15 protein-coding genes and 1 riboswitch are annotated in these 23,140 nt (G+C 56.7%); of the genes, 8 read left to right on the top strand and 7 right to left on the bottom strand.

Features of this window, described 5'->3' with window-relative positions; all coding sequences use genetic code 11:
• Positions 1 to 35: 35 nt before the first annotated feature.
• The 3 genes from AC2TF6_RS01780 to AC2TF6_RS01770 all read right to left on the bottom strand — a co-directional run bounded on the left by AC2TF6_RS01780 (position 36) and on the right by AC2TF6_RS01770 (position 7,289).
• Entirely contained in the window at positions 36 to 1,718 is a 1,683-nt protein-coding gene (locus tag AC2TF6_RS01780) for a glutamine--tRNA ligase/YqeY domain fusion protein (protein WP_491309727.1), read from the bottom strand.
• 394 nt (positions 1,719 to 2,112) lie between these two features.
• Complete coding sequence (locus tag AC2TF6_RS01775) at positions 2,113 to 5,340, bottom strand: S8 family serine peptidase (protein ID WP_491309726.1); 3,228 nt, start codon at positions 5,338 to 5,340, stop codon at positions 2,113 to 2,115.
• Positions 5,341 to 5,780: 440 nt separating this feature from the next.
• Entirely contained in the window at positions 5,781 to 7,289 is a 1,509-nt protein-coding gene (locus AC2TF6_RS01770) for an NAD(P)H-hydrate dehydratase (protein ID WP_491309725.1), read from the bottom strand.
• Positions 7,290 to 7,535: 246 nt separating this feature from the next.
• Here AC2TF6_RS01770 and AC2TF6_RS01765 point away from each other — a divergent pair, with 246 nt between their 5' ends.
• Positions 7,536 to 8,543 carry a MerR family transcriptional regulator gene (locus AC2TF6_RS01765; RefSeq protein ID WP_491309724.1) on the top strand — a complete coding sequence of 336 codons (1,008 nt, stop codon included), beginning with the start codon at positions 7,536 to 7,538 and terminating at the stop codon, positions 8,541 to 8,543.
• A gap of 409 nt (positions 8,544 to 8,952) precedes the next feature.
• Positions 8,953 to 9,651, top strand: coding sequence for a class I SAM-dependent methyltransferase (locus AC2TF6_RS01760; protein WP_491309723.1), 699 nt, complete (start codon positions 8,953 to 8,955; stop codon positions 9,649 to 9,651).
• Between the two features lie 358 nt (positions 9,652 to 10,009).
• Here AC2TF6_RS01760 and AC2TF6_RS01755 read toward each other — a convergent pair whose 3' ends face one another.
• Together AC2TF6_RS01755 and AC2TF6_RS01750 are read right to left on the bottom strand one after the other, a co-directional pair.
• Positions 10,010 to 11,449 carry an NAD(P)/FAD-dependent oxidoreductase gene (locus AC2TF6_RS01755; protein WP_491309722.1) on the bottom strand — a complete coding sequence of 480 codons (1,440 nt, stop codon included), beginning with the start codon at positions 11,447 to 11,449 and terminating at the stop codon, positions 10,010 to 10,012.
• Between the two features lie 77 nt (positions 11,450 to 11,526).
• Positions 11,527 to 11,626, bottom strand: a riboswitch (purine riboswitch).
• Between the two features lie 146 nt (positions 11,627 to 11,772).
• Positions 11,773 to 12,402, bottom strand: coding sequence for a LysE/ArgO family amino acid transporter (locus tag AC2TF6_RS01750; RefSeq protein WP_491309721.1), 630 nt, complete (start codon positions 12,400 to 12,402; stop codon positions 11,773 to 11,775).
• Positions 12,403 to 12,598: 196 nt separating this feature from the next.
• Here AC2TF6_RS01750 and AC2TF6_RS01745 point away from each other — a divergent pair, with 196 nt between their 5' ends.
• The 4 genes from AC2TF6_RS01745 (at position 12,599) to AC2TF6_RS01730 (ending at position 16,859) form a co-directional block, all read left to right on the top strand.
• The gene (locus AC2TF6_RS01745) at positions 12,599 to 14,050 is read left to right on the top strand and encodes an aminotransferase-like domain-containing protein (RefSeq protein WP_491309720.1); all 1,452 of its coding nucleotides are present in this window, start codon (positions 12,599 to 12,601) and stop codon (positions 14,048 to 14,050) included.
• A gap of 110 nt (positions 14,051 to 14,160) precedes the next feature.
• Entirely contained in the window at positions 14,161 to 14,790 is a 630-nt protein-coding gene (locus tag AC2TF6_RS01740) for a DUF3298 and DUF4163 domain-containing protein (protein WP_491309719.1), read from the top strand.
• A 205-nt stretch (positions 14,791 to 14,995) separates the two neighbouring features.
• Entirely contained in the window at positions 14,996 to 15,352 is a 357-nt protein-coding gene (locus tag AC2TF6_RS01735) for a group I truncated hemoglobin (RefSeq protein ID WP_491309718.1), read from the top strand.
• A 190-nt stretch (positions 15,353 to 15,542) separates the two neighbouring features.
• The gene (locus AC2TF6_RS01730; protein ID WP_491309717.1) at positions 15,543 to 16,859 is read left to right on the top strand and encodes a deoxyguanosinetriphosphate triphosphohydrolase family protein; all 1,317 of its coding nucleotides are present in this window, start codon (positions 15,543 to 15,545) and stop codon (positions 16,857 to 16,859) included.
• Positions 16,860 to 16,896: 37 nt separating this feature from the next.
• Here AC2TF6_RS01730 and AC2TF6_RS01725 read toward each other — a convergent pair whose 3' ends face one another.
• Together AC2TF6_RS01725 and AC2TF6_RS01720 are read right to left on the bottom strand one after the other, a co-directional pair.
• Positions 16,897 to 17,940 carry an EAL domain-containing protein gene (locus AC2TF6_RS01725; RefSeq protein WP_491309716.1) on the bottom strand — a complete coding sequence of 348 codons (1,044 nt, stop codon included), beginning with the start codon at positions 17,938 to 17,940 and terminating at the stop codon, positions 16,897 to 16,899.
• Between the two features lie 132 nt (positions 17,941 to 18,072).
• Positions 18,073 to 19,011 (bottom strand): DUF4846 domain-containing protein, encoded by a 939-nt coding sequence (locus tag AC2TF6_RS01720; protein WP_491309715.1) that lies wholly within the window; start codon positions 19,009 to 19,011, stop codon positions 18,073 to 18,075.
• Between the two features lie 288 nt (positions 19,012 to 19,299).
• On the opposite strand from AC2TF6_RS01720, the gene AC2TF6_RS01715 reads away from it, so the two are divergent.
• Complete coding sequence (locus AC2TF6_RS01715; protein ID WP_491309714.1) at positions 19,300 to 20,655, top strand: dicarboxylate/amino acid:cation symporter; 1,356 nt, start codon at positions 19,300 to 19,302, stop codon at positions 20,653 to 20,655.
• Between the two features lie 273 nt (positions 20,656 to 20,928).
• Positions 20,929 to 23,073: a YhgE/Pip domain-containing protein gene (locus AC2TF6_RS01710; RefSeq protein WP_491309713.1), complete on the top strand. Its 2,145-nt coding sequence runs from the start codon at positions 20,929 to 20,931 to the stop codon at positions 23,071 to 23,073.
• Positions 23,074 to 23,140 lie beyond the last annotated feature (67 nt).

Genomic DNA, 23,140 nt, shown 5'->3' with positions numbered 1-23,140 from the left:
CCGGCAAACCCGGGACCGCCTGTTGTTCCCGATTTTTAAGCTTGCTTGATATCGAAAGAGCTTTTCAGCGATACGGTCAGATTGAAGACCAGATGATCTTTCGTGGACGCTTTAGGGTCTACATTGAAGTACCCGTGGCGGAAAAATTGGAACTTGTCGTTACCCTCGGCATCCTTCATGTTCTCCTCCACAAATCCGCTCAGAACCTCCAGAGAATTCGGATTGATCCGGTCGAGGAACGTGCTTCCTTCTTCCTTCTCCTCCCGCTCGGGAAGGACTAGAGGCTCGTAGAGCCGGAACTCCGCCGGCACGGCGCGGCTCGCTTCCACCCAGTGGATCGTTCCCTTCACTTTACGGCCGGTAAACCCGCTTCCGCTCTTCGTTTCGGGATCGTAAGTGCAGCGGAGCTCGATCACGTTGCCCGCTTCATCCTTAACCGCTTCTTCGCATTTGATGAAGTAGGCGTGCTTCAGACGCACTTCGTTGCCGGGAAATAAGCGGAAATATTTGCTCGGCGGATTTTCCATGAAATCGTCCTGCTCGATATAAATCTCCCGTGAAAACGGAATTTGGCGGATGCCCATCTCCGGGTTCTCCGAGTTGATTTCCGCATCCAGCATCTCCACCTGGCCTTCGGGATAATTCGTAATGACCACCTTGAGCGGTTTCAGAATACCCATCGTGCGCGGAGCCTTTAATTTCAAATCTTCCCGGATAAAATGATCCAGGTATTTCACATCGACCGTACTGTCGCTCTTCGTCACGCCGATTTCGCGGCAGAAATTGCGGATAGATTCCGGCGTAAAACCCCGGCGGCGCAAGCCCGACACCGTCGGCATACGGGGATCGTCCCAGCCGTCCACAACCCCTTCGTCCACCATCTGCTTCAGGTAGCGTTTGCCCATGATCGTATCCGTCAGCTTCAGCTTGGCGAATTCGTATTGATGCGGCACATGTTCCGTTTCGCATTCCTGGATGACCCAGTCGTACAGCGGACGCTGATCCTCGAACTCCAGGGTACAGATGGAGTGGGTAACCGCTTCGTAGGCATCCTCCAGCGGATGCGCGAAAGCATACATCGGATAGATGCACCAGGCATCTCCCGTACGGTGATGGTGCGCGTGCGAAATGCGGTAAATGACCGGATCGCGCAGGTTGATATTCGGCGAAGCCATGTTGATTTTCGCACGGAGGACCATTTCCCCGTCCTTAAACTCGCCTTTGCGCATGCGCTCGAACAAATCCAGGCTTTCTTCCGCCGGACGGTCCCGGTGCGGGCTCTCCTTGCCCGGCTCCGTAAGCGTTCCGCGGCCTTCGCGGATTTGATCCGCATTAAGCTGGCACACGTACGCTTTTCCTTTGCGGATCAGAAGCTGCGCTTTTTCATACATATAGTCGAAATAATCGGAAGCGAAAAAGAGGCCGTCCCATTCGAAGCCCAGCCACTGCACGTCTTCCTTGATCGCTCTGACGAACTCCTCGTCTTCCTTGGCCGGATTCGTATCGTCGAAACGCAGGTTCGTCTTACCGTTGAATTCGTCCGCAAGCTCGAAATTCAGGCAGATCGACTTGGCGTGCCCGATATGCAGATACCCGTTCGGTTCGGGCGGAAAACGCGTGACGACCGTATCTACACGGCCTTCGTTAAGATCTTCGATCACGATGTTTTTAATGAAATTGGTGTTGGTTGTATTTGTTGTGGCGCTTTTGTTCTCCATCCGGATCAACCTTTCTTTCTTATCGGAAATCGTTGCCGCAGTCCAATTCGGTATTTGTATTCCATCATACCCATAACAAACGGAGAGTTCAACCTGCAAAAGACGATCGGCGCCCCGAAAAGCCCCCAGCCTTTTTCCTGCCCTTTGCGTCTTCCTCGCTCTTTATTCCCTCTTAGGACCGTTCCCGCGTAAATTCCCCGTTTTTCTTTTGCCAACCCGTATAACCTGACTGCGCTTTAAATATCGCTTCCCCTTAAAAATACCGCCGGTGCCGCCCCGGCTTCCCACAGTGTCCAAGAACCAAAAAACCGCCACGGGCCGAAGCCCGAGACGGTTCTAAAAGAAAGTTACAGGGGGTTATTAACAGCACATTCAACGTTCAGCATGTGAAAAATCAGTACTCGCGCGCGCTCAGCTTGTAAATCACGCTTGCCGATTCCGCCCTCGTGGCGCCGTTCAACGGCTTAAAGGTGCCGTCTTCATAGCCGTCGATCAGACCGAGCCCGGCGGCCTTCCGCATAAACGGCACCGCCCAGGTCCCCGCCGTGCCTTCGTCGGCGAAAGAAGCCGTCTTCGGCACGGGAAGCTCGTCCGGCGCTATGCCGCTGCCGTAAGCGAAGGCGCGAACCAGCATGGCGGCCATCTGCTCACGCGTGATGGGCTCCTCCGGCATGAAGCGGTCGTCCGTGACGCCGGAGACGAGCCCCGCGCTGTAGGAGCGGGCGACGACATCGGCGTACCAAGCGCCCTTCGCGACGTCACGGAACTGCTGCTTGCCGTCCGCAGCCGCCGGAAGCTGCAGCAGGCGGGCCAGCATCGCCGCGAACTGGGCCCGTGTCACGCCCGCCTGAGGAACGAAGCGGCTGGCGGCCATGCCGTCCACGATCTGCCGGGCGGCGAGAACTTCCACGGGTCGTTTCGCCCAGTGGGTGCTCATATCGGCGAACGTGCGGGCGACCGCGAAGACAGCCGCGTACGAGGAGCCGCCGACGGCAAACGTCATGCTGCCCTCGTTTTGGGCGCCCTTCACATACTCCCACTCAGAATCGTCCTCCGAGTAAACGAAGGCGCCCATTTTCTCCGGGTCGACTCCCAAATCGGACGCCGCAGCGTGAGTGAGAGTCACGGTCGCGGGCTTTTGGAGATTGCCGATCATCCGGCTTCCGGCCATTATTTTAATCTCCAGGATAGAAGACATAGGCGACGCGCCTTCAGGATAAGCCGACGTCAGGCTCTCGGTGGCATGCGTCCGGCGGAGAGAAATAACCGCTTCCTCGCTGCCGTCCACTTGAAGAGAGCCCGGTTCCAGCCTTAAGGTGCCTTCACTCGTCGTAATGAGCAGCCCTTTGGACTGGCCCCCGCCGAAGAAGGATGCCGGAAGATGAACTTTCGCTCCTGCGGTGTTGTCTTTTCCGGAAGAAACGGCCTGTACCCCGATCAGGGTCACATCCGGATTTTTAAGCAGCGGCTGCAAATTCTCGTCGGCAACCTTCACATCCAGCATGGCATAGCCTTTTTCCTTGATTACGGTTGAGTCCGCCTTAACGGGGGTAACGGTTTCTTCCGAGGGCTGCCCGGTGCCGTCCCCGCCTCCGGTATTCCCGCCGCTTGCCGCGATTTCATAGCGGTAGGTCTGGACTTCGCTGACGGCTCCGCCTGCGGCCGAGATAACTCTCAGCGTTTGTGTCCGGGAGATCTCGATAGGGCCGGTATAGACGGCGGACTGTACGGTAGGCACCGCTCCGGTTAAGGTGTAGTACATTTTGGCGCCGGGGTCGGATGCGGTCAGCGTGACTTTCTGTGTACCCGTGTAGCTTCCGCTCCGGAGGCTGGCCTGAGGAGCTTGAGGCTTCATCTGGAACGCAAGCTCGCCGCTCACCCAAAGCGGACTTTTCTCATCGTTGTAGGCAACCAATATGTATTTACCGGCTTTATCCGGTTTGTATGTAAGAAAAGCTTTTCCCTGACTGGCTTGAAACGTTAACGTTTTAACGAACTGGGGCTCCGTGCCGTTCGACGTGTAAGCGAACAAATCCGCCTTACCGGCACCGCCGGCGCCCGATGCGAGAGAACCGTCTTTGTCAAGAAGCCGAATGTCAGCCTGAAGCTCGCCCGTTCCGGTCAAATTCGTGCTGCCGTTAGCCGCTTGGATACTTACACGCGGTGTTTCCATGGCTTTCTTGACATCGATCAGCCCGGACCCGTATTCATCGTCAAAGCCGGAAGGACCCAGGTCCTGGGCGGTTTCGGAAATGATACGGCCTACTCGCTCCACCCTTTCGGAAGTAGAAAGATCATCCAGACCGGCATCCCCCGCGAGAATTAGAGCGGCAAGGCCGGACACCATCGGGGCCGCCATCGAAGTGCCGTTGCGTCTCGTATATCCGTTGCCTTTGTCCGTGCTGTATATGTCCACGCCCGGTGCGACTACGCTCAGGCTGCTGCCGGAATTGGAGAAATCCGCTACGATAAATCCCGTTTGCGGATACCAGTCGACGGCGCCTACCGCAAGGACTCCCGGCAGCTTGGCCGGAAAGGCCACATCCTTCACGAACCGGTGGGCCAACGGATCTTCGCTGCCTTTTACCTGGTCCAGTTCTCCCGTATCGTTGCCCGTCCAGTGGTTGCTTTCGTTGCCTGCGGCGGAAACGACGATCACGCCTCTTTGCAGGGCGTATTGGACCGCTTCCTCCATGACCCGGGAGGAGCTTGCCGACGTCAGGCTGAGATTTAACACATCCGCTCCGTGATCTACGGCCCAATAGATGCCTTCGGTTATCACGTCCGTTCTTCCGTAGCCTTCGCTGTCGAGTACCTTAACGGGCATAATTTTGGCTCCGCTGGCCACTCCGGCGATACCGACTCCGTTGTCTTTCCGTGCCGCCGCAATGCCCGCCACATTCGTACCGTGGCCGTTGTCATCCCGGGTGTTCGGCGTGTTGCTGACGAAATTGTACCCGTCCACAATGCTCCCTTTCAGATCGTCATGGGAAGAATCCACGCCCGTATCGACAACGGCGATCACAACACCGGGCAGTTTGGCGTCCACCGTACTCGTATCCGCAAGATCCGACTGGATCGCCCGGTACCACCACTGCTGCTCCACATAAGGGTCGTTCGGCAAGGAGGCCGCTTTAGCGGGCGAATCCGCCGCGCCTGCGGCGCCGGTCGTTGACCGCGCCGCCGCTCCCTGCCCGGCGCGACCGTTCCGTACGGCAGCCTTCGTCTCGGCGGCCCATACGGGATAAACGGGTTCGACGAAATCCACGTCGGGGTCGTTCTCCAGTTCCTCAAGCACGTCCGAAACCGGCTCGGACTTGGGAAATTCCATCGTGACCAGACCCTTCGATCCTACACGCTGTTTGTATTTCGAACTCGGCGGATCGGGAAGGTCCGCTTTCTTCTCGGGACCCATCAGTCCCTGCATACTCATCGTATCCGCTTTTTCTTTGTATTTGACGATAACCTGTCCGGGCAGCGCGTCTTTCAAAGCCTGCGGTCTTTCATATCGGGGAGTCGAACCGTTTTTCTTCAAAAAAAGCGAAGGCTCCGCTCCGAACGCCGGGACAGACAGACTCAAGGCCAATAGCGCGGCCAGCACCAGCAGACTTATTTTTCGCATACAAAAAACCTCCAAACCTCACATCGCGATCCTTATTAGGCATTCGCTTCCGGTTCCCGAATTCCTGCCGCATACCCACTTTTGTAAATAAACGGAATATTTAAAAAAGAATCCTCCCTGAATCTTGCTGAAAACCATGCAATCTCTCTATAGAGACATCATTATGGGGATATTCTCCAGAAGTTACATCCTGTTTTGCATAAAAAGTTCTTCCGCTCTTCCTCAGCCTTTGGTACACGGCCGGCATGTGCCGGCTATCGCCATACAGCGCCGCACCGCGCGCGGACAGCTCGCGAAGTACAGATAACGGTATGCCGAGTGTCTCAGCCGTCTCATCCGGACCTGAGGCCGACAATCCGCAACAAAGTTTCTGAAAGCTGCGGGATAACGGTTAAAAGAAACGGTCGTCGGGCTTCGGCGCCTTCCCTTCCGCGCCTCCCTCATCTCCATAAATATGCCGGGATGCTTTCGATTACGTCGCTGGCCAGAACATCCGCAAGGGAGTGGCGTTCCTCCGTCAGCAGACTTGCAGCCAGGCCATGGATGTACACGGCATTGCTGACCGCCTGCAGAACGTCCTCGTGCTGCAGGAGAAACGCCGCCGCGATGCCTGTCAGCACGTCGCCGGAGCCGCCCTTGGCCAATGCGGCGCTGCCCGTCGTGTTGACGTGCTGCGTGCCGTCCGGGGCCGCGACGATCGTATGCGGCCCCTTCAGGACGACATAGGCGCCGGTCTCGGCCGCAAAGCGGGCGGACACGCCGAACCTGTCGTCCTCTACCGCCGCGGCGGTGCTTCCCGTAAGCCGGGCCATCTCGCCCGGATGCGGCGTCAGCACCGTCGGCTTGCGGCGCTTCCGCAGCAGCGGCAGAAGCTCTGCGGCGTGGAACAAGGCGTCCGCATCAAGCAGGACGGGCACGTCCTGGCGCAGCACTTGTTCCACGACAGCCCGGCCGCCCGGCGTGCGGCCCAGGCCGGGCCCTGCGGCGATGGCGCCGAAGGAGGCGCCTTCCAGAGGCAGCTCGCCCCGGAAGTGACCCGCCTCCGACGGTGAAGGCAGGTACATCGCCTCCGGGTAATGGCCCGCCGCAATCGCGTGGATGCAGTCCGGCACCACCGCCGTCACGAGCCCGGCTCCGCTTCGGAGCGCCGCACGGGACGCGAGGACGACGGCTCCGGGCATCCGCAGGGACCCGCCGGCCACCAGCAGCCTGCCGTGCGTCCCCTTGTGCGAGGACGCTTTCCGGCGCGACAGCGTCCTCCGCACATCCGGCAGCGTCCACAGGGAGCGGCGGGACAAGCCCGCGGCGGCGGCAGGCGGGATGCCGATATCGGCGACGAGCAGCTCGCCGCAGTAAGAAGCGGCCGGGTGCGTGAACGTACCGAGCTTCGGGTACTGGATCGTCACGGTGACATCCGCCCGGACGGCCGCTTCGACTGGGCCCCCGTCCGCGGGAACTCCGCTCGGAAGATCGATCGCGTAAACGGCCGCACGCTGCCCGTTGATCTTCCCGATCAGGTTCCGGTACGGCTCGCGGAGAGGGCCCTTCACTCCGATGCCGAGAAGCGCATCGACAATCGCGTCCGCCCGCTCAAGCCGGCGTTCCAGCTCAGCCTCCGAACCTATGTAATCGGCGGCGGCATAGCCCGACTTTTCATAGACGGACAACGCGGCCGCGGCGGCGCCCCTGATTTTGTCCCGCGGCGGAATCAGCCACAGCGAAACCCGTCGGCCGTACGCTTTCAGGACTCGGGCGAGCACGATTCCGTCCCCGCCGTTGCTTCCCGCACCGGAAAGCACGACAACCTCCGCCTCCGGCGGAATCCGCTCCAGCAGAAGGGATGCGGCCGCCCTCCCCGCGCTTTCCATCGGCGTGTCGGCGCTTATTCCGATGAGGTTCACGGTTTGGCGGTCGATTTCGTACATGTCTTCGCCTGATACGATTCGCATCGTTTGGACCTCCTTAAACGGTGGGTTCGGTTCGGAAGAAAAATCCGGTCTTACTCTCTTATTCTATTTAACCCTCTACTAACCAGTATAAGAGGCTGAACCGCAGAATTAAACTTTTGGACCAGAGCAACGGACTGCCCGGCAAAAAGAAGGGTTTACCTTTCCGTTACGGAAAGGTTTAAGCTAGAAGCGGAGAAAGACGAAATTCCGGCGCGCTGCCGGCTGAATTACGGGAGGAAGGCCGCTATGCACATTAAAGAAGCAGCCAAACGGCTGGGAATATCGGCCCGGGCTATCCGCTTTTACGAAGAAAAAGGGCTGATCGCACCGGGTAAGGAACTCTCCAGCGGGTACCGCTCTTTTACCGAACAAGAAATCTGGAGGCTGCGGACGATCGTCGCCCTGCGCGAATCCGGCATGTCCGTCAGCGGTATTCAGGCCGCCCTGGAGCAAGTGGAACGGGGCGAGCACGATGAACTGCTCCATTATCTGGAGCTGCAGCGTTCTGTCCTCTACGCCCGTATGCTGGAGACCAGGCAAACGCTGCAAACGACCGACCATATGATCGGACTTTTGCAGGGGAGCCGCGGGCTTCCCTTGGAGGACTTTTACCGGCTTGCGCAGGATTCCAGAGAGGTCCGGGAGCTCCGCAACTGGGAGGACCGCTGGAACTTCGACGAGCTGGCTTCTTCTCATGACGAGCGGGTATGGAGCGGGGATTCGGCCTATCCCGGTTACCGCGAAGCGCTTGAGCGGACCGTGGAGGAAATAAATCCGGCACCCGGAGAAACGGGACTTGATCTGGGCACCGGGACCGGCAATCTGGCCGGTTTGTTTATGGAACGCGGAGCGGTTATGAACGGAGTCGACCAGTCCAAGGAGATGCTCCGTATCTGCCGGTCCAAATTCCCGGGCATGACGGCCAAAATCGGCAACTTCCTTGCCGTTCCCTATACGGACGGACAGTTCGATTTCGTGGTGACCAGCTTTGCGTTTCACCATTTATCCGGCAGGCAGCAGAAATTGGCGCTGAACGAAATGGCACGGGTGCTGAAACCGCAGGGCCGCATCGCGATTGCGGGTTTTATAAACCGGAATGCCGATGAAAGAGCCCCGGCCGACAAGCATCGTTCGGATTCACCGGCCGGTGTGTTGGATTTTTTGGACTGGTTTGGTCCAAACGGGTTTGAAAGCAAGTGCCTTAGGCTTTCGCCCGAGCTTTATCTGGCTGCCGCCCGGCGCGGGCTTCCGTAAAACAGGGGCTTCGCCGGAAACGCTGTACGATCCAGCATCTTCCCGGCCTGTACCGGGATACCGGTATCTTGCATCAGCATACCTGGGAGTGCAATTAGCGGCCTTCGGTTTGCCGAAGCGGAGAAGGTTTTGTTTAGAGAGCTTTGCTTGGAGAGCTTTGCTTAGAGAGCTTTGCCTGAAATGAATTGCTAGAGAATGAAGAGGAGAAGGTATGGACCGGTTTTGCGGAACGGCAGAAAAAGCATTGCGTGGACTACGGACAGGACTGTTCGCGTGAGAACGCCCGATGAGTTTTTCGCTTGATCAGGAAACTTAAAATCCGCTTGACCTTGCCGCTGCGTTAACGCTTAGGGTATGGAGGGAGAACCGATTTCACATTTTAATTCCGCAAAATGGAGGTAAGATCCGCATGCCCGACCATACCGATATTTACCGCAATCAGACTCATCTGTACGACCGGATGATCTCCAGACAACCCGGTCTGGCGGAAAGGATTGACCGCATCCGCCCGCATGAAGGGCTGGATATCGTGGACCTTGGAGCGGGGACGGGCCGCCTGACGGCCGTTTTGGCGCCGAAGGCCGCATCGGTCACCGCCCTGGACGCCTCGTCCGGCATGCTGGAGGTCACCGTCTCCAAGCTCCGGCAGGCGGGGCTGACGAACTGGCGCTGCACAGCTGCCGACCACCGCAGCCTCCCTCTGGCGGATGACTCCGCCGATCTTCTCGTCTGCGGCTGGAGCCTCTGCTACCTCGCCGGCTCGGACGTCCCGGGCTGGGAAGCCAATGTGGCGCAAGCTCTTGCCGAGATGAGACGGATTCTGCGTCCCGGCGGAACTCTCATCCTGCTGGAAACGATGGGCACCGGCACGGAGGTTCCGGACCCTCCCGCGTTCCTGAAGCCTTACTACGCGCTGCTGACGCAAAAATACGGCTTTGCCCACGAGACGTTCCGCCTGGATTACACCTTCGCGTCGCTGAAGGAAGCCGAGGAAATGGCACGCTTCTTCTTCGGAGAAGATCTGGCGGCCAAAACAACGCGGAACAACTGGGTCACCCTGCCGGAGTGCGCCGGGGTCTGGTGGCTGCATATGCCGGTGGGAGCATAACGGGAACGTAAACCGTCGCGTCCCACGCTTGAAGCTGTCTGCCTCCGCTTATTCCCCGAGAACCGGCGGTTTTCGGCGGTGCGTCCAGTGTGCGCGGCGTTGCCGGCGGCAGCCATCCCCGGACCAATAGCCCGGCAGCGGGCGCACCAAAAAGCCCTGCAGACGATGTTCCGTCTGCAGGGCTTACTTCGTTAAACACAGAAAGCCGCACAATCTGGAGAACGCACGCGCCAAGTCCAGCCCCGGATCGTGCGATTCGCGCGTCGTGCGCCCCAGCAGTTTAGCGGAGCACGATGCTTCCCGGTTGAAGCGGCTCGATTACGGCCGGCCCAGCAGCTTCGGTCGGCATAAAGCTCGGCTAGCCCTGAGCCCGTTCCGCCACAGCGCGGGCGATCCATACGCCCGCCGCCCCCGCCTGGGCCAGTCCACGCGTTACGCCGGCGCCGTCCCCGCCGCAGTACAGGCCCGCGATTTCGGTTTCAAGCTGCTCGGTGAGCTTGGGACGGGCGGAGTAGAACTTCGCTTCCACGCCGTAAAACAGCGTGTGCTCGGAAGCGATGCCCGGCGTTACTTTTTCCAGCGCCTCCACCATCTCCACTAGGCTCTTCATCGTGTTGTAAGGGAGAACGAGCCCCAGATCGCCGGGAACGGCTTCTTTCAATGTAGGCTCAAGAAATCCTTCCTTGATCCGGCCTTCCGTAGAGCGGCGTCCGCGGATGATGTCGCCGTATTTCTGAACGATGACGCCGCCGTTTGAGAGATCGTTGGCGCGTTTGCAAATCTCGCGGGCGTATTCGTTCGGTTTATCGAACGGCTCCGTAAACTGGTGCGAGACAAGCAGGGCGAAGTTCGTGTTCCGCGAACCGAGCGCCGGGTCTTTGTACGCATGGCCGTTGGCCGCCATGACGCCGCTGTGATTTTCCACGACAACATGTCCCGAAGGATTGCTGCAGAAGGTGCGGACGCGGGTGCCGACCGACGTGTTGAAAATAAACTTGCCTTCGTACAGATGCTTGTTGATTTCCTGCATCACGACATCGGATGTTTCCACGCGGACCCCAACGTCGACCTGGTTGTTGTACATTTTCAGGCGGCGTTTGCGCAGAACGCTCGTCAACCAAGCGGAACCGTCGCGGCCGGGCGCCACGATTACGGAATCGGCTTCGATCTCTTCCCCGCTGTTTAGCACAATGCCCCGGATTTTATGGCCCTCGGCCGTTTTGCTTGTCAGCAGGTCGGCTACTTCCGTTTTGAAACGCATGTCCACTTTCGTTTTCAGGTACGTGTTGATCGAGCGGAGAATTTCAAGATTCTGCTCCGTCCCCAGATGGCGGACCTGCGCCCTTAATAGCTTGAGTCCCGCCGCGTAAGCGCGGTTTTCAATGGAGGACACGACGTCCGTCAGCGGATCCGTCAGCGTCTGCTGGGCACCGTGCTTCAAGTTGATGTCATCCACATACCGGATGAGATCCAGCACGCGCGAAGGCGGCAGATAGTCCGTCAGCCAGCCTCCGAATTCCGTCGTGATGTTGAACTTGCCGTCACTGTAAGCTCCCGCTCCGCCGAAACCGGCGGTTATCGAGCAGGCGGGCAGGCAGCCCGCAAATTCCTTGCGTCCCGCGGCAGGCGGACACAGCTTGATTTTCTCTTCCAGAATCGGACAGCGGCGGCTGTCGATGTCATGCCCTTTATCTACAAGCAGCACTTTAAGGTGCGGTGATTTTAACGAAAATTCATAGGCAGCGAATATCCCGGCCGGTCCGGCCCCCACAATAATGACATCGTAACGGTTGCTCATGATCGTATCCCCCAGTCAGTTATGAAAGGTATCAGGCTTGAGCCGGGCACGCAAAAAAATCCCGGCCTTCGAATGGTACGGTAAAACCGTCCATTCGTAGCCAGGAATTTTCGGTTCCTTGTAGAGACCTCTGGCCCGTATTGCCAAAGATATACGAATAGGTAAAACGCAAATTTAGTTGTTAACGGAGACGTTCGCCCCTTAAACAGGTTAACGAAAATTATGTTCGAAGTCAACCTAAACCCCATTAAATATTCGGTTTATTTTTTGTAAAAGAAGAATTTATATAAAAATCAAGCGTTTTATCCACCAAAACACGAACATTAAAGGGAAAACGCGATATAGCCAGCCGACAGCCACATCACAATCGCCGACACCTTGCCCAGAACCGCCGTAAACCGGGCGGACCCGCTTATCCGGCACGTCAGCCAGCCCAGCGCGGCCAAACCGAAGAACCAAAGCCAGGAAACAAGGATGCACGCCAGGGCGAACACCCATTTATGCGTTCCGCTGTACTGCAAGGAGCTCGTGCCGATTACACCGACCGTATCCAGGATGGCATGAGGATTCAGCAGGGAAACCGAAGCGGCGAATGCGATCTGTTTGTGTGCGGGGTAACGTGTTTCATCACCCGTTGCGGGTTCGTCCGCGTCCTTGCGTGAAGCGCTCTTCCACGTTGTCCAGCCCATATAAGCGAGAAAAATTACGCCTGCCGTCATGAGCACGGTTTTGATCCACCAGATTTTCAGTACGAGAACGGAAACGCCGAAAACCGCCAAACCGATCAGAAGCGTGTCGCAAAACGAAGCCGTCAGAACGGCCGGAAGCGCCCGGGTATATGTTTTGTGCAAAGCCCCTTGATTGAAAATAAATACGTTCTGCACCCCGAGAGGCAAAATAAGCCCCATAGCCAGAATTAGGCCGTGCAGGGCGGCCGCAGCCGTTAACATCATGCAGGTTCCTCCATCTCTCTGCCGTTAGTCTCTTGTCTTACTTCCTCATGATATAGAAAGATAACCGTTTGTCTCCATCCATTTGGATGGATCGTGGGCCAACCAAACGTTATACTGAAACAAGCGACCCAGGACCGGCTAAATGCAGAGGACCGTTCAGAAAGCCGGACATACTCCAAGAAAGCAGGAACCCTCCATGCAGGACAGCAGCTGGAAACCCGACAAGGCTTCCTCCATCCCCTTATCCGTTCAAATCAAACAGTATATCAAAAGCAAAATCGAAAACGGCGAGTGGCCCGTAGGCACGAAAATCCCTCCCCAGCGCGCTATGGCCGCCGTCTTCGAAGTCAACCGCAGCACCGTCGTAGCCGCCGTTGACGAGCTGATCGCCGACGGAATCCTGGAGGGCCGCAGCGGAAGCGGCACACGGGTCGTCAACAATTCCTGGACGCTGCTCACGCCGTCGGCCGCTCCGGACTGGACCTCTTACGTGCAGTCGGGCGTCCACCGGCCCAACCAGGCGATGATCCAGGAGATCAACCGGGCGGAGTTCACCCCGGGCATGATCAGGCTGGGAACCGGAGAGCTTTCTCCCGCTCTTCACCCCCATGAAATGACGAGAGAAGTGCTCGAGAGGCTGCCGGGCCGCATGACTTCGCTCGGCTACGAGGAGCCGAAGGGGCTTCTCCCTCTCCGGGAGAGGATTAGCGCCTATCTGAGCACAAGCGGCATCCATGCCTCACCTTCGTCCATTATGATCGTCTCGGGAGCGCTGCAGGCGCTCCAGCTCATTTCCCTCGGCCTGGCGCAGCCTGGCTCCACCCTGCTGCTGGAGAAGCCGTCTTACTTGTTCTCGCTCCATATGTTCCAATCCGCCGGGGTCCGCCTGTGCGGTATTCCGATGGATGAGCGCGGAGTGGTGACCGGACGCATTCCGGAGCTGGCCAAGCGCGCCAAGGGAGCCATGCTCTACACGATCCCCTCTTTTCATAACCCGACCGGCATCCTGATGCCGGAGGACCGGAGAAAAGAGCTGCTGGAGGTGTGCGAGACAGCGCAGCTTCCCGTCATCGAGGATGACGTGTACCGCGAGCTGTGGCTCGACGAGCCCCCGCCTCCGCCGCTGAAAGCGATGGACAAGAACGGGCTTGTCCTGCACCTCGGAAGCTTGTCCAAGACATGGAGCCCCGGCCTGCGCATCGGCTGGGTGGTCGGACCCGAAGCCGTCATCGACCGGCTGGCCGACCTCAAGATGCAGACGGATTACGGCTCCAGCTCGCTGTCGCAGTGGGCGGCCACCGAACTTCTCTCCGGCGGGTTGTACCTGCGGCATCTGGAGACGGTCCGTACGGAGATGCGGAGGCGCCGCGACCGGACCCTGGAGCTGCTGGACAGCGGGTTCAAGGATATCGCCTCCTGGAGAGTCCCGTCCGGGGGCTTTTACATCTGGCTGAAGCTTACCCGTTCTCTCTCCATGAGAGAATTGTTTGAGAAAGGGCTCCAGGCAGGCATCCTTCTGAATCCGGGAAGCCTGTACGACCCTCTCCCCGGTCCTTATCTCAGACTTTCGTACTCCTACGCTTCGCTCGAGGATTTGGAAAATGGGCTGCAGAGGCTCTCCGCTCTTATCCGCCGGCTTGCCCGCTGACAGAATGCCGGGATGCCGGACTATAGAGCCGGTTTGCCGGACCGGACGTCTAAAAACCTTTTTCCCGCAATAGGTTAAGCATGAGACGACATCCGGAAAGGAAGAAGAGCATGACCTCCTTATTTCAGCTTCCCGTGCAGGTGGAAACCGAAACCGTCACATCTCCGGGTGTGACGATCTATACGCCGAGACTTTCGGGTCTTCAGAGCCCTGCGGTTCAGAAAGAGCTAAACGCAGCATTCTCCGGCCTTACGGCTTCGCTCGTTAACGAACAGAAGAAATACCAGACCGGCACTCTCCGTGAGATGACGGGTCATTATGAGGTGAAAACGAACCAAAGAGGGCTGCTCAGTCTGATCGCCACCAACTATGCCTATTCGGCCCCCATGGCCCACGGGTATACCGTTGCAGAATCTCTTACATGCGATGTGAATTCCGGGAATTTTTTCACCCTTTCACAGCTTTTCAAGTCCGGAAGCGGCTACGTGGAACTGCTTTCGCAGCACGTAAGGGCACAGCTTCACCGGCGGAAACTGCCCCTGCTGAACCCTCCGTTCAAATCCGTCTGGCCCGATCAGAACTTCTATCTGGCGGACAAAGCGCTGGTGCTGTATTTCGATCTTCTTGAAATCACTCCCTATTACGTCGGATTTCCCATGTTTCCGATCTCGGTGTACGATCTGCTTCCCATCGCGGCAGAAGGAGGTCCCCTAGACATCCTTGCGGTAGACGTCAGCTAGTAAGCCCCCGGCCGGTTATCGGACGAAGCGGCAGCCTCTCAAATGGAGGCTGCTTTTCTCTGTTTCCGTTACAATCGGGAAGAACGCCGGGTCTGCACGACTTTAATCCCTGTCCCTGATTAGCGGACAGGGATTTTTTGAGATTTTAGCGTTCCGGAGGGTAATATAAAAGAGCAGGACCCCATACCTAGGAGGCCGATAAACCATGGAAACCAGCTTATACGAAAAACTTGGCGGAAAAAACGCAATCGGAAAAGTCGTAGAGGAGTTTTACAAGCGTGTCATAGAGGACGAATCGGTCAATCATTTCTTCCGGGATACGGATATGGCGAAACAGCTGCGTCATCAGACGGCTTTCATCAGCTATGCGCTCGGCGGCGCTCCCTACACCGGCAGGTCGATGGCTGCGGCCCATACGGGACTGAACCTGCAGCCCGAGCATTTCGACAGCATCGTCAACCATTTGGAAGCCTCCTTGGCGCATTTCGGAGTCACGGGAGACGATATTCGTCAAATCACGGAGAAGGTGGAATCCCTGAGGGGCGATATCCTTTATAAATAAAAACGGATACGGACATTTTCCCCCGGGAGTCCCGTCAGCAACTGCCTTTGCCCCGCCCGCCGGCTTGGACAAATGTTCTCCTGAATCTTTGTCCTCTTTTCCCGCGGGGACCGGATGTGCTACAATTTGCAAAACGTCTTCACGTGTTAGGATTACTCACATATAGAGAAGGTAGAAGGGGGGGAAACGGATGGATATGCGCAAGTACCGTTTGGATGAACCCGCACTGGGTACATTCAGCGAGGAACGGGACGAATACGAGCGCGATTACGCCCGTCTTATTCAGTCTCCGGTGTTCCGCCGGCTGCAGGGCAAATCGCAGGTGTTCGGTGCGGGGACCGGGGATTATTACCGGACGCGGCTTACCCATTCCATAGAGGTTTCGCAGATTGCCCGCGAGGTTGCCCGGCGTATGAGAAAACAATACACGTTTTGCATCGGCGGGGAGCATCCCGGCTTGATGATCGACCCTGCCGTCGTGGAGTGCGCATCGCTCGCGCACGATTTGGGGCATCCTCCGTTCGGCCACAAAGGCGAGGAAGTGCTCAATCATCTTCTCGGGGAAGAGCACGGCCTCTCCTACGAAGGAAACGCGCAGAATTTCAGGATTCTGACGTTTCTGGAGAAACGCGCCGGCAGCGACAGCGGCCTGGATTTGACGGCCGCCGTGCTTCTGGCCATCAACAAATACCCGTACAGCCTCGAAGAGCCGGGACGGCTCAAAGGCGTGTACGGGATGGAATGGGAGGGCATCCGGCAGCTCCGGGACATGTGGAACATGCCGGAAAGCTGTCCGACGCTGGAAGCCCAACTGATGGATTTGTGCGACGACATCGCCTACTCCACGCACGATATCGAGGACGGCATCCGCGCCGGCAAAATCCAGATGAACCGCTCCTTCTTCGAAGACGACCGGCTGATCGGGCACCTCGTTCAGGAAATCGTGAACGATCAGGGCAACCTCGAGGTCGGCTGGGAGCAGGTGGACATCGCTGCGATGGTAAAGCAGGTGCTTGCCTCTTACCTCGAGCAGTGGGAGCTCATCTACGCCCAGTGCGACCGGGAAGCCTCGCGCACGCGCAGAGAGATGAAAGCCCGCTGGGTCAGTTCCTTCGCCGGCAAAGTCGGCATCATCGACGACCCGGACAAAGGCTGGAAGCGCGTCACGTTCGTGCGCGAAGGCCGCCAGGACCTGGATCTTCTCCGTACGATGGAGATTATCAAGAAGCTGGCCTGGGTTACGCTCGTCAAGGACTTCCGCGTCCAGCGGCTTCAAAAGCGCAGCGAAATCATCATCCGCCGGTTGTGGGACAGCTTTAAAGTGCCGGATCACGGACAGCTCATTATTCCGCCGGACTGGATCGAGAACTACGAGCGGCATCGCTCCGTATGGTCTTGGCCCCGTCTGGTCGCCGATTATATCTCCGGCATGACCGACGCGTACGCGGAGAAAGTCGCCGCCGAGCTTTACGCGAGCAAGTCCGGCTCGATCTACGAGATGGACTAAGGCGGGATGCCTGTTTTTTAGAAGAAAGCCTGTATATTTATGCAGGCCAAGACGGCAGAACCCTCAGCGGCTGCGGCTCCGGCTTGCCGAAGTAGTAGCCCTGAAACCATTCATAACCGAGATCCCGGAGACATTCCAGATCGTCGCGGTCTTCGATTCCTTCCGCGAGCGCACGGGAATTGAGCTCCTGGGTCATTCTTGCCACAGCGCGTGCCACGCGCTGTTTTCTTTTGTCCTTACTGACGCCCCGGCAAAATTCAAGCGCCAGTTTCACGACGTCGGGTTCCAGCTCGGAAAGAACCTGCAAGCTGTTAAAACCCGTTCCGACATCATCCAGTGCATAGCGGAAGCCATGTTTTTTGTAAAAAGCCAAGATGCTTCTCATGTGGTCCATATTGTTGATTTCTTCGCTCTCCACCACTTCGAAAACGATCGATTCGGGGTTTACGCCCGTTCTCTCCACCATCTCAACCGTCGATTTAAGACAATGAACGGGATTATAGATGGACGTCGGGAGGAAGTTGATGAAAATCAGCCCGTCATCCAGACCGCCGGCGTTCCGGACAGCTTCCAGACGGCATGTGCGGTCCAGCGCGAACAGGCGGTCTCTCGCTTTAGCGGCCTGAAACAGTTGAACCGGCGGAATCAGCCCGCCGTCCCGCCCGGCTCCCCGCGACAGCAGCTCGTAACCGATGATGGAGCTATCCACGCCGTCAAAAGAAACGATCGGCTGGTAAAAAGTCCGGATAGAGCGGTTCGTAATGACATCGTCAATCCAATGGGCGTCTCGTTCTTCCTTGAAAAATTGGACGGGCTTGAGCTTGTCCAGCCCCTGCAAGGGATCATGCTTGTCCGCCCGCACGGCCCGGATATTGGCATATTCCAGATGCGCGGTCACATAATCGAGCATGGCGTTGAACAGAGATTCGTGCATCCAGTACAGCCGTGAATCGATTTTATCCCACTGATCCGCCGGGTATTCCGGCAAATAGGCATCCAGAAACGAGGAAGTTTCGCTTCCGCCAAAATAGACCGTGTAGCCGCGCTCCCCAACGAAGCATTTCGAACAAAAGTTTTGCATGAAAAGCGCTCCCTATGTCGCATAATGGATGGATTTACGTCTATCTTACTTAATAAAGGTTCTAATTTACAACCTTTAAGGATAAAATTTCATTTTATTGAGTAATTCAGACCTGAAAACGGTTTTAAGTTCCTAATTCTCCTGAAATCTCCTTAAGCTATTTTCACCGAATTCCCACTCCGGCGTTTTCAGACCGCCTCCTTCTTTAAGCGTGTACCACGGGCTTTGAGCGGGATTTGCCGGATTCGCCAGAATTTGCGTCTCCTGGGCGGGCGTGTAGCTTTGCGCCAGCATAAACAAGGTCTCCCCCGTCGACTTATTCACCGCTGTATCCACGACAATGACCGCATGTCCCGGCGATCCCCCGATAATGAACACATCTCCCGGCTTCACTTCGCTTTTTTTGACCGGCATCAGCTCTTTTTCCAACGACAACGTTCCCGCATAGGCGAAAACCACATCCATAAACTTGCGGAATCCCTCCTGGCTGTTATCGGCTCCAGCATTTTTTACCCACGATGCCTGATTTCCATTCATCTTAATTCGATATCCGTTCATCCATTTTGAATATTCGGCCTTGAACCCGTTCACAAAGTTAAAATGAATCTTCCCGTACTGCTTCCGGTCGAAGAAATATTGAGCCCGCAGCAGCATGACCGCATCGGCGCACTGATGAAGATCGCGGCTGCCGATCGGGATATCGACCACGGCCTCGTAGACCCCCGGCTTGTTTTTCTCACGCCCGTCGAAAAGATGAACGACCGAACCGGCCGGCTTCAGCTTCAGTCCGCGTAAAAACGCCGCAAAGCTTCCCCGCTCGGCCGCCGTGCGTTCAAATCCCTTCGGCGCTTTGAACCGTTCCTGTAAAGTAACGCCTTCGGGCGTCACGATCGCGGCGTTCTTTGCGGCCTTCTGTCCGGCTGCGGATTTATTGCTCCCAACCTCTTTCCCCGCCTGCTTGGCAGTCGGCTCGGAAGAACCGGCCGACTCACACGCGGACACTCCCAACGTCAGAACCAGCAGGCCCAGCAGCGCACTTTGTCTCCATTTATCGCTAGATAAGAAGGACATGTTCGCGGTCTCCTTTGAACTCTTTTCTTCATTATAATGGATACTAGAATTTATTTACAAAAGATGAAATGAAATCTAGCCTTTTTTGGCATTGGCTCCGCATTACCTTAAACCCCACAAAATATTTTCCCCCGCCCGACGCTCTCTACCCTCTTCTATTCCGATGAACCTTTACATAGATGTGAAAAACAGCTTGAAAATTGACGCTTGACGTTTAGAAGATCCGGTAGTACGATACATATCATTAATCCCGACTAAACTTATGAGCATTAAGGGGGAACAGGCTCCATGAATAACAACTTGATCAAAGCTTTCGAGACCAACTGGATTTCCCTGGTTGTTTCTCTTGTTATTATCGGCTTCCTTTATTTCTTGGCCAAAAAACGCGTCAGCTTCGGCTACCGCGTCCTGATCGGTCTTGGTATCGGTCTTATCGTAGGGTTCATTTTCAACACCTACAAACTCGACGCGAAAAGCGTCAGCACGATCGGTACGATCTACGTCAATCTCATCAAAATGATGGTGATTCCGCTCGTAGTCGTGCTCGTCATCAACAGCATCGCCGGTCTTTCCAACCTCGGACAGCTCCGCAAAATCGGGCTGAAAACGATCGGGCTGTTCCTGGCGACCACCGGTATCGCCGCCTTGATCGGGCTGCTTGTCGCACTCGTGTTCGATCCGGGTTCCGGCATTCCGCAAGGCACGCTTAAAGATTTCAAACCGAAAGAAATCCCGACGTTCTCCCAGGTTATCCTGGATCTCGTCCCGTCGAATCCTTTCAATGAAATGGCGACCGGCAAAGTCGTTCCGGTTCTGGTCTTCGCGATCTTCGTCGCCGTTGCCATCGTCCATATCGGTTCCAAGAAGCCCGACGCCGTCAAGCCCGTGAAGGACCTGATCGCTTCTCTGGCTCAAGTGCTTCACCAGGTGATCAAGTACGTCATCCGCCTGACTCCATACGGCGTATATGCGCTGATCGCAGCTATGGCCGCCAAATACGGCGTGGATACCCTCAAGCCGATGATCATGCTCATTCTGGCCACGTACACGGCGCTTCTGCTTCACTTCATCATTACGTTCGGCGGTCTGGTTACGTTCGTAGCCAAGGTCAACCCGTTCAAGTTCTTCCGCAAGGCTTACCCGACGATCGCCGTTGCTTTCACGACCCGCAGCAGCTACGCGACACTCCCGGTTAACCTGGAAGTCCTGACGAAAAGACTGCGCGTATCTCCGCGTATCGCCAGCTTCGTGGCACCGCTCGGCGCGACGATCAACATGAACGGCTGCGGCGGCGTATGGCCCGCTGTCGTTGCGATCTTCGTCGCAGGCGTCTACCACATTCCGCTGACCGTGTCCGATTACATTCTGATCGTGCTCGTCAGCATGATCTCCTCCGTCGGCGTTGCCGGCGTACCCGGACCGGCTGCCATCTCGACGACGGTCGTTCTGACCGCTCTCGGTCTGCCGCTCGAAGGTCTGGGCCTGACCCTGGCTATCGACGCCATCGTCGACATGGGCCGCACGGCTGTGAACGCGACGGGTACTACGGTATCCACGCTGATCGTGGCCAACTCCGAAGGCGAATTCGACCGCGCGTCCTTTGACCGCGATGAAGAAGACGAATTGGAATTGAATCCCGCTTAAGCGGGACGTTAATGAAGGGCAGACTCCGGTCTGCTCTTTTTTTATTTGCCCATAGCGCATGAAATCGAGAGAGGACGGCCTCCGCCCGGTTCTTTTTTGTCCCCCTGTGTTCCTCTTGGCTGCTTGCAAAACCCCCCCGGTGTTGTTAACATCGTAATTCCCTGTTTAAATATACAAAAGAGGGGGCCTTCGACCGATAATGGGTATGTCTGGGAGGCAGCTAAGCAATACTAACATCAACTCTGTATAGAGACAGGAGACACAGAAACGCTTATGAGAAAAATTGGGTCCATCTACGCCCGTGACATCCGAAACATCGCGACCAATTGGGTGGCCGCTGTCATTATTTTGGGACTTGTATTTCTGCCCTCGCTTTACGCGTGGTTTAATATCGAAGCTTCTTGGGATCCGTACGGTCAGACCGGGGGCATTGCCATCGCGGTCGCCAACAACGACGAGGGGGCCACACTGCGCGGCAAGCAGTTGAATCTGGGGAACGAAATCGTAGCCTCGCTCAAAAAAAACGAAAAGATCGGCTGGACCTTCGTCGACGAGAAAGAAGCGATGCAAGGCGTTAACCACGGGGAGTATTACGCCAGCATTATCATTCCCGCCGATTTTTCCGCCAAAATCGCTACCGTGTTGACCGATGATCCGCAAAAAGCGGACATTCTCTACTACGTGAACGAGAAAATCAACGCCGTCTCGCCAAAAATCACGTCCAAAGGGGCCACGGGCGTCATTGACGAGGTCAGCCGCAACTTTATCAAAGTGGCAAACGGAACGATCTTTCAGATCTTCAATGAGATCGGCGTCGAGCTCCAAAATGAATTGCCGACAATCGAGAAAGTGAAAACGCTCGTTTTCAAACTCGAAACGATGTTCCCGGAGCTCAATCAGGCTGTCGGCGTTGCACTTGAAGATGTACATAAGTCGAATGACATTGTAAAAAAAGCGCAGGATAACCTGCCGATCGTGACCCAGCTTGCCAAAGACGGGGAAGCATTCACCAACAAGCTGGGCGACTTCCTCGGCAAAGGCTCGGAAGCCGTCGAAGCGCTCGGTCCGAACATCAAGCAGGACCTCCTGCTGCTCCAGCAGACAGCAACGGCCACGCAGGAGCTGACCGGCATTCTGAAGGACGCCAACTTCGACCCAGCCGTCGCCAAGGCCGCGATCGACCGGGTTTCGCAGCGTCTCACGGTTGCGGTCGATGTGACGGACCGGATGATCGGCTTGTTCGAACAGCTGAACAAGTACACCGGCGGCAAGGTGATGCCGCTGGTGATCGACCGGCTGAAGTCGGTCAAGGACCGCTTCCAGCAGCAGCTGACCACGGTCGGCAAGATCAGGGACGCGATCGATAAAGGCGAGAAACCGGCGCAAGAGCTGGTCGACAACCTGAACCGTCTCTCGAAGGAAACAGCCGGCTTCATCGGCGACATTCTGGGCCGGTACGACAGCGAAATTCAGCCCCAGATTCTCCAGGGAATCGCCAAGGCGAAGAAGACCGCCCAGAACGCCCATACCGTGCTGAGCGAAGCCGTCAAAAGCATCCCCGATCTGCAGAAAATTCTCGGGGATGCGGCGAAAGGACTGGCCGTCGGGGACAAGGAGCTCAAAGAGATCCAGGCCCGCCTGCCGGAGGTAGAGACGAGAATCAAGGATCTGGCCGATAAAATCCGCGCCTTCGAGAAGGAAGGCAACCTGACGGAGCTGATCGACCTTCTGAAGAACAACTTCGAGAAGGAAAGCGAGTTCTTCTCGGAGCCGGTACAGCTCAAAGAAAACAAGCTGTTCCCGATTCCGAATTACGGTTCGGCCATGTCGCCGTTCTTTACGACGCTTTCCCTGTGGGTAGGCGCTCTGCTTCTCGTGTCGCTGCTGACGGTAGACGTGCACGAGCCGGGCTACAAGAGCTACCAGGTATTTTTCGGCCGCTATTTGACGTTCGGTACGCTGGCCGTTATGCAGTCGCTGATGGTCACGCTGGGTGATATGTTCATCCTGAAAACCTATGTCGTTGACAAACTGTGGTTTGTCCTGTTCGGAATGGTGCTCAGCGCGGTCTTTATGCTGATCGTATACACGCTCGTCTCCGTATTCGGCAATGTCGGCAAAGCGATGGCCATCGTGCTTCTCGTGCTGCAGCTGGCAGGTTCCGGGGGTACGTTCCCGATCCAGGTGACCCCTCCGTTCTTCCAGGCGATCCACCCTTATCTGCCCTTCACGTACGGGATCAGCATGATGCGGGAAGCCGTCGGAGGCATCCTTTGGGACATCATTATGGAAGACCTGATCATGATGGCTATCTACATCGGAATTACCCTGCTGATCGGACTTGCGCTTAAAAAAGTGATCAACAAATCCAGCGCCAAATTCGTGAGCCGCGCCAAAGAAAGCAAGCTTATTCATTAGAAGCGGGACCTGCCTTCGGGCAGGTCTTTTTTCACATGTATACCCGCGACAGTTCATTTTCAAGGAT

This window comes from Paenibacillus sp. JNUCC 35 (assembly GCF_058269095.1).
This window is presented reverse-complemented; position numbering and strand designations above follow the sequence as displayed.

Bases quoted from the DNA above. Each gene is read 5' to 3' on its own strand.
- AC2TF6_RS01725 (WP_491309716.1), bottom strand. From the start codon at position 17,940: ATGCAAAACTTTTGTTCGAAATGCTTCGTTGGGGAGCGCGGCTACACG.
- AC2TF6_RS01780 (WP_491309727.1), bottom strand. From the start codon at position 1,718: ATGGAGAACAAAAGCGCCACAACAAATACAACCAACACCAATTTCATT.
- AC2TF6_RS01710 (WP_491309713.1), top strand. From the start codon at position 20,929: ATGAGAAAAATTGGGTCCATCTACGCCCGTGACATCCGAAACATCGCG.
- AC2TF6_RS01715 (WP_491309714.1), top strand. From the start codon at position 19,300: ATGAATAACAACTTGATCAAAGCTTTCGAGACCAACTGGATTTCCCTG.
- AC2TF6_RS01730 (WP_491309717.1), top strand. From the start codon at position 15,543: ATGGATATGCGCAAGTACCGTTTGGATGAACCCGCACTGGGTACATTC.
- AC2TF6_RS01770 (WP_491309725.1), bottom strand. From the start codon at position 7,289: ATGCGAATCGTATCAGGCGAAGACATGTACGAAATCGACCGCCAAACC.
- AC2TF6_RS01735 (WP_491309718.1), top strand. From the start codon at position 14,996: ATGGAAACCAGCTTATACGAAAAACTTGGCGGAAAAAACGCAATCGGA.
- AC2TF6_RS01720 (WP_491309715.1), bottom strand. From the start codon at position 19,011: ATGTCCTTCTTATCTAGCGATAAATGGAGACAAAGTGCGCTGCTGGGC.
- AC2TF6_RS01760 (WP_491309723.1), top strand. From the start codon at position 8,953: ATGCCCGACCATACCGATATTTACCGCAATCAGACTCATCTGTACGAC.
- AC2TF6_RS01740 (WP_491309719.1), top strand. From the start codon at position 14,161: ATGACCTCCTTATTTCAGCTTCCCGTGCAGGTGGAAACCGAAACCGTC.
- AC2TF6_RS01775 (WP_491309726.1), bottom strand. From the start codon at position 5,340: ATGCGAAAAATAAGTCTGCTGGTGCTGGCCGCGCTATTGGCCTTGAGT.
- AC2TF6_RS01750 (WP_491309721.1), bottom strand. From the start codon at position 12,402: ATGATGTTAACGGCTGCGGCCGCCCTGCACGGCCTAATTCTGGCTATG.
- AC2TF6_RS01755 (WP_491309722.1), bottom strand. From the start codon at position 11,449: ATGAGCAACCGTTACGATGTCATTATTGTGGGGGCCGGACCGGCCGGG.
- AC2TF6_RS01765 (WP_491309724.1), top strand. From the start codon at position 7,536: ATGCACATTAAAGAAGCAGCCAAACGGCTGGGAATATCGGCCCGGGCT.
- AC2TF6_RS01745 (WP_491309720.1), top strand. From the start codon at position 12,599: ATGCAGGACAGCAGCTGGAAACCCGACAAGGCTTCCTCCATCCCCTTA.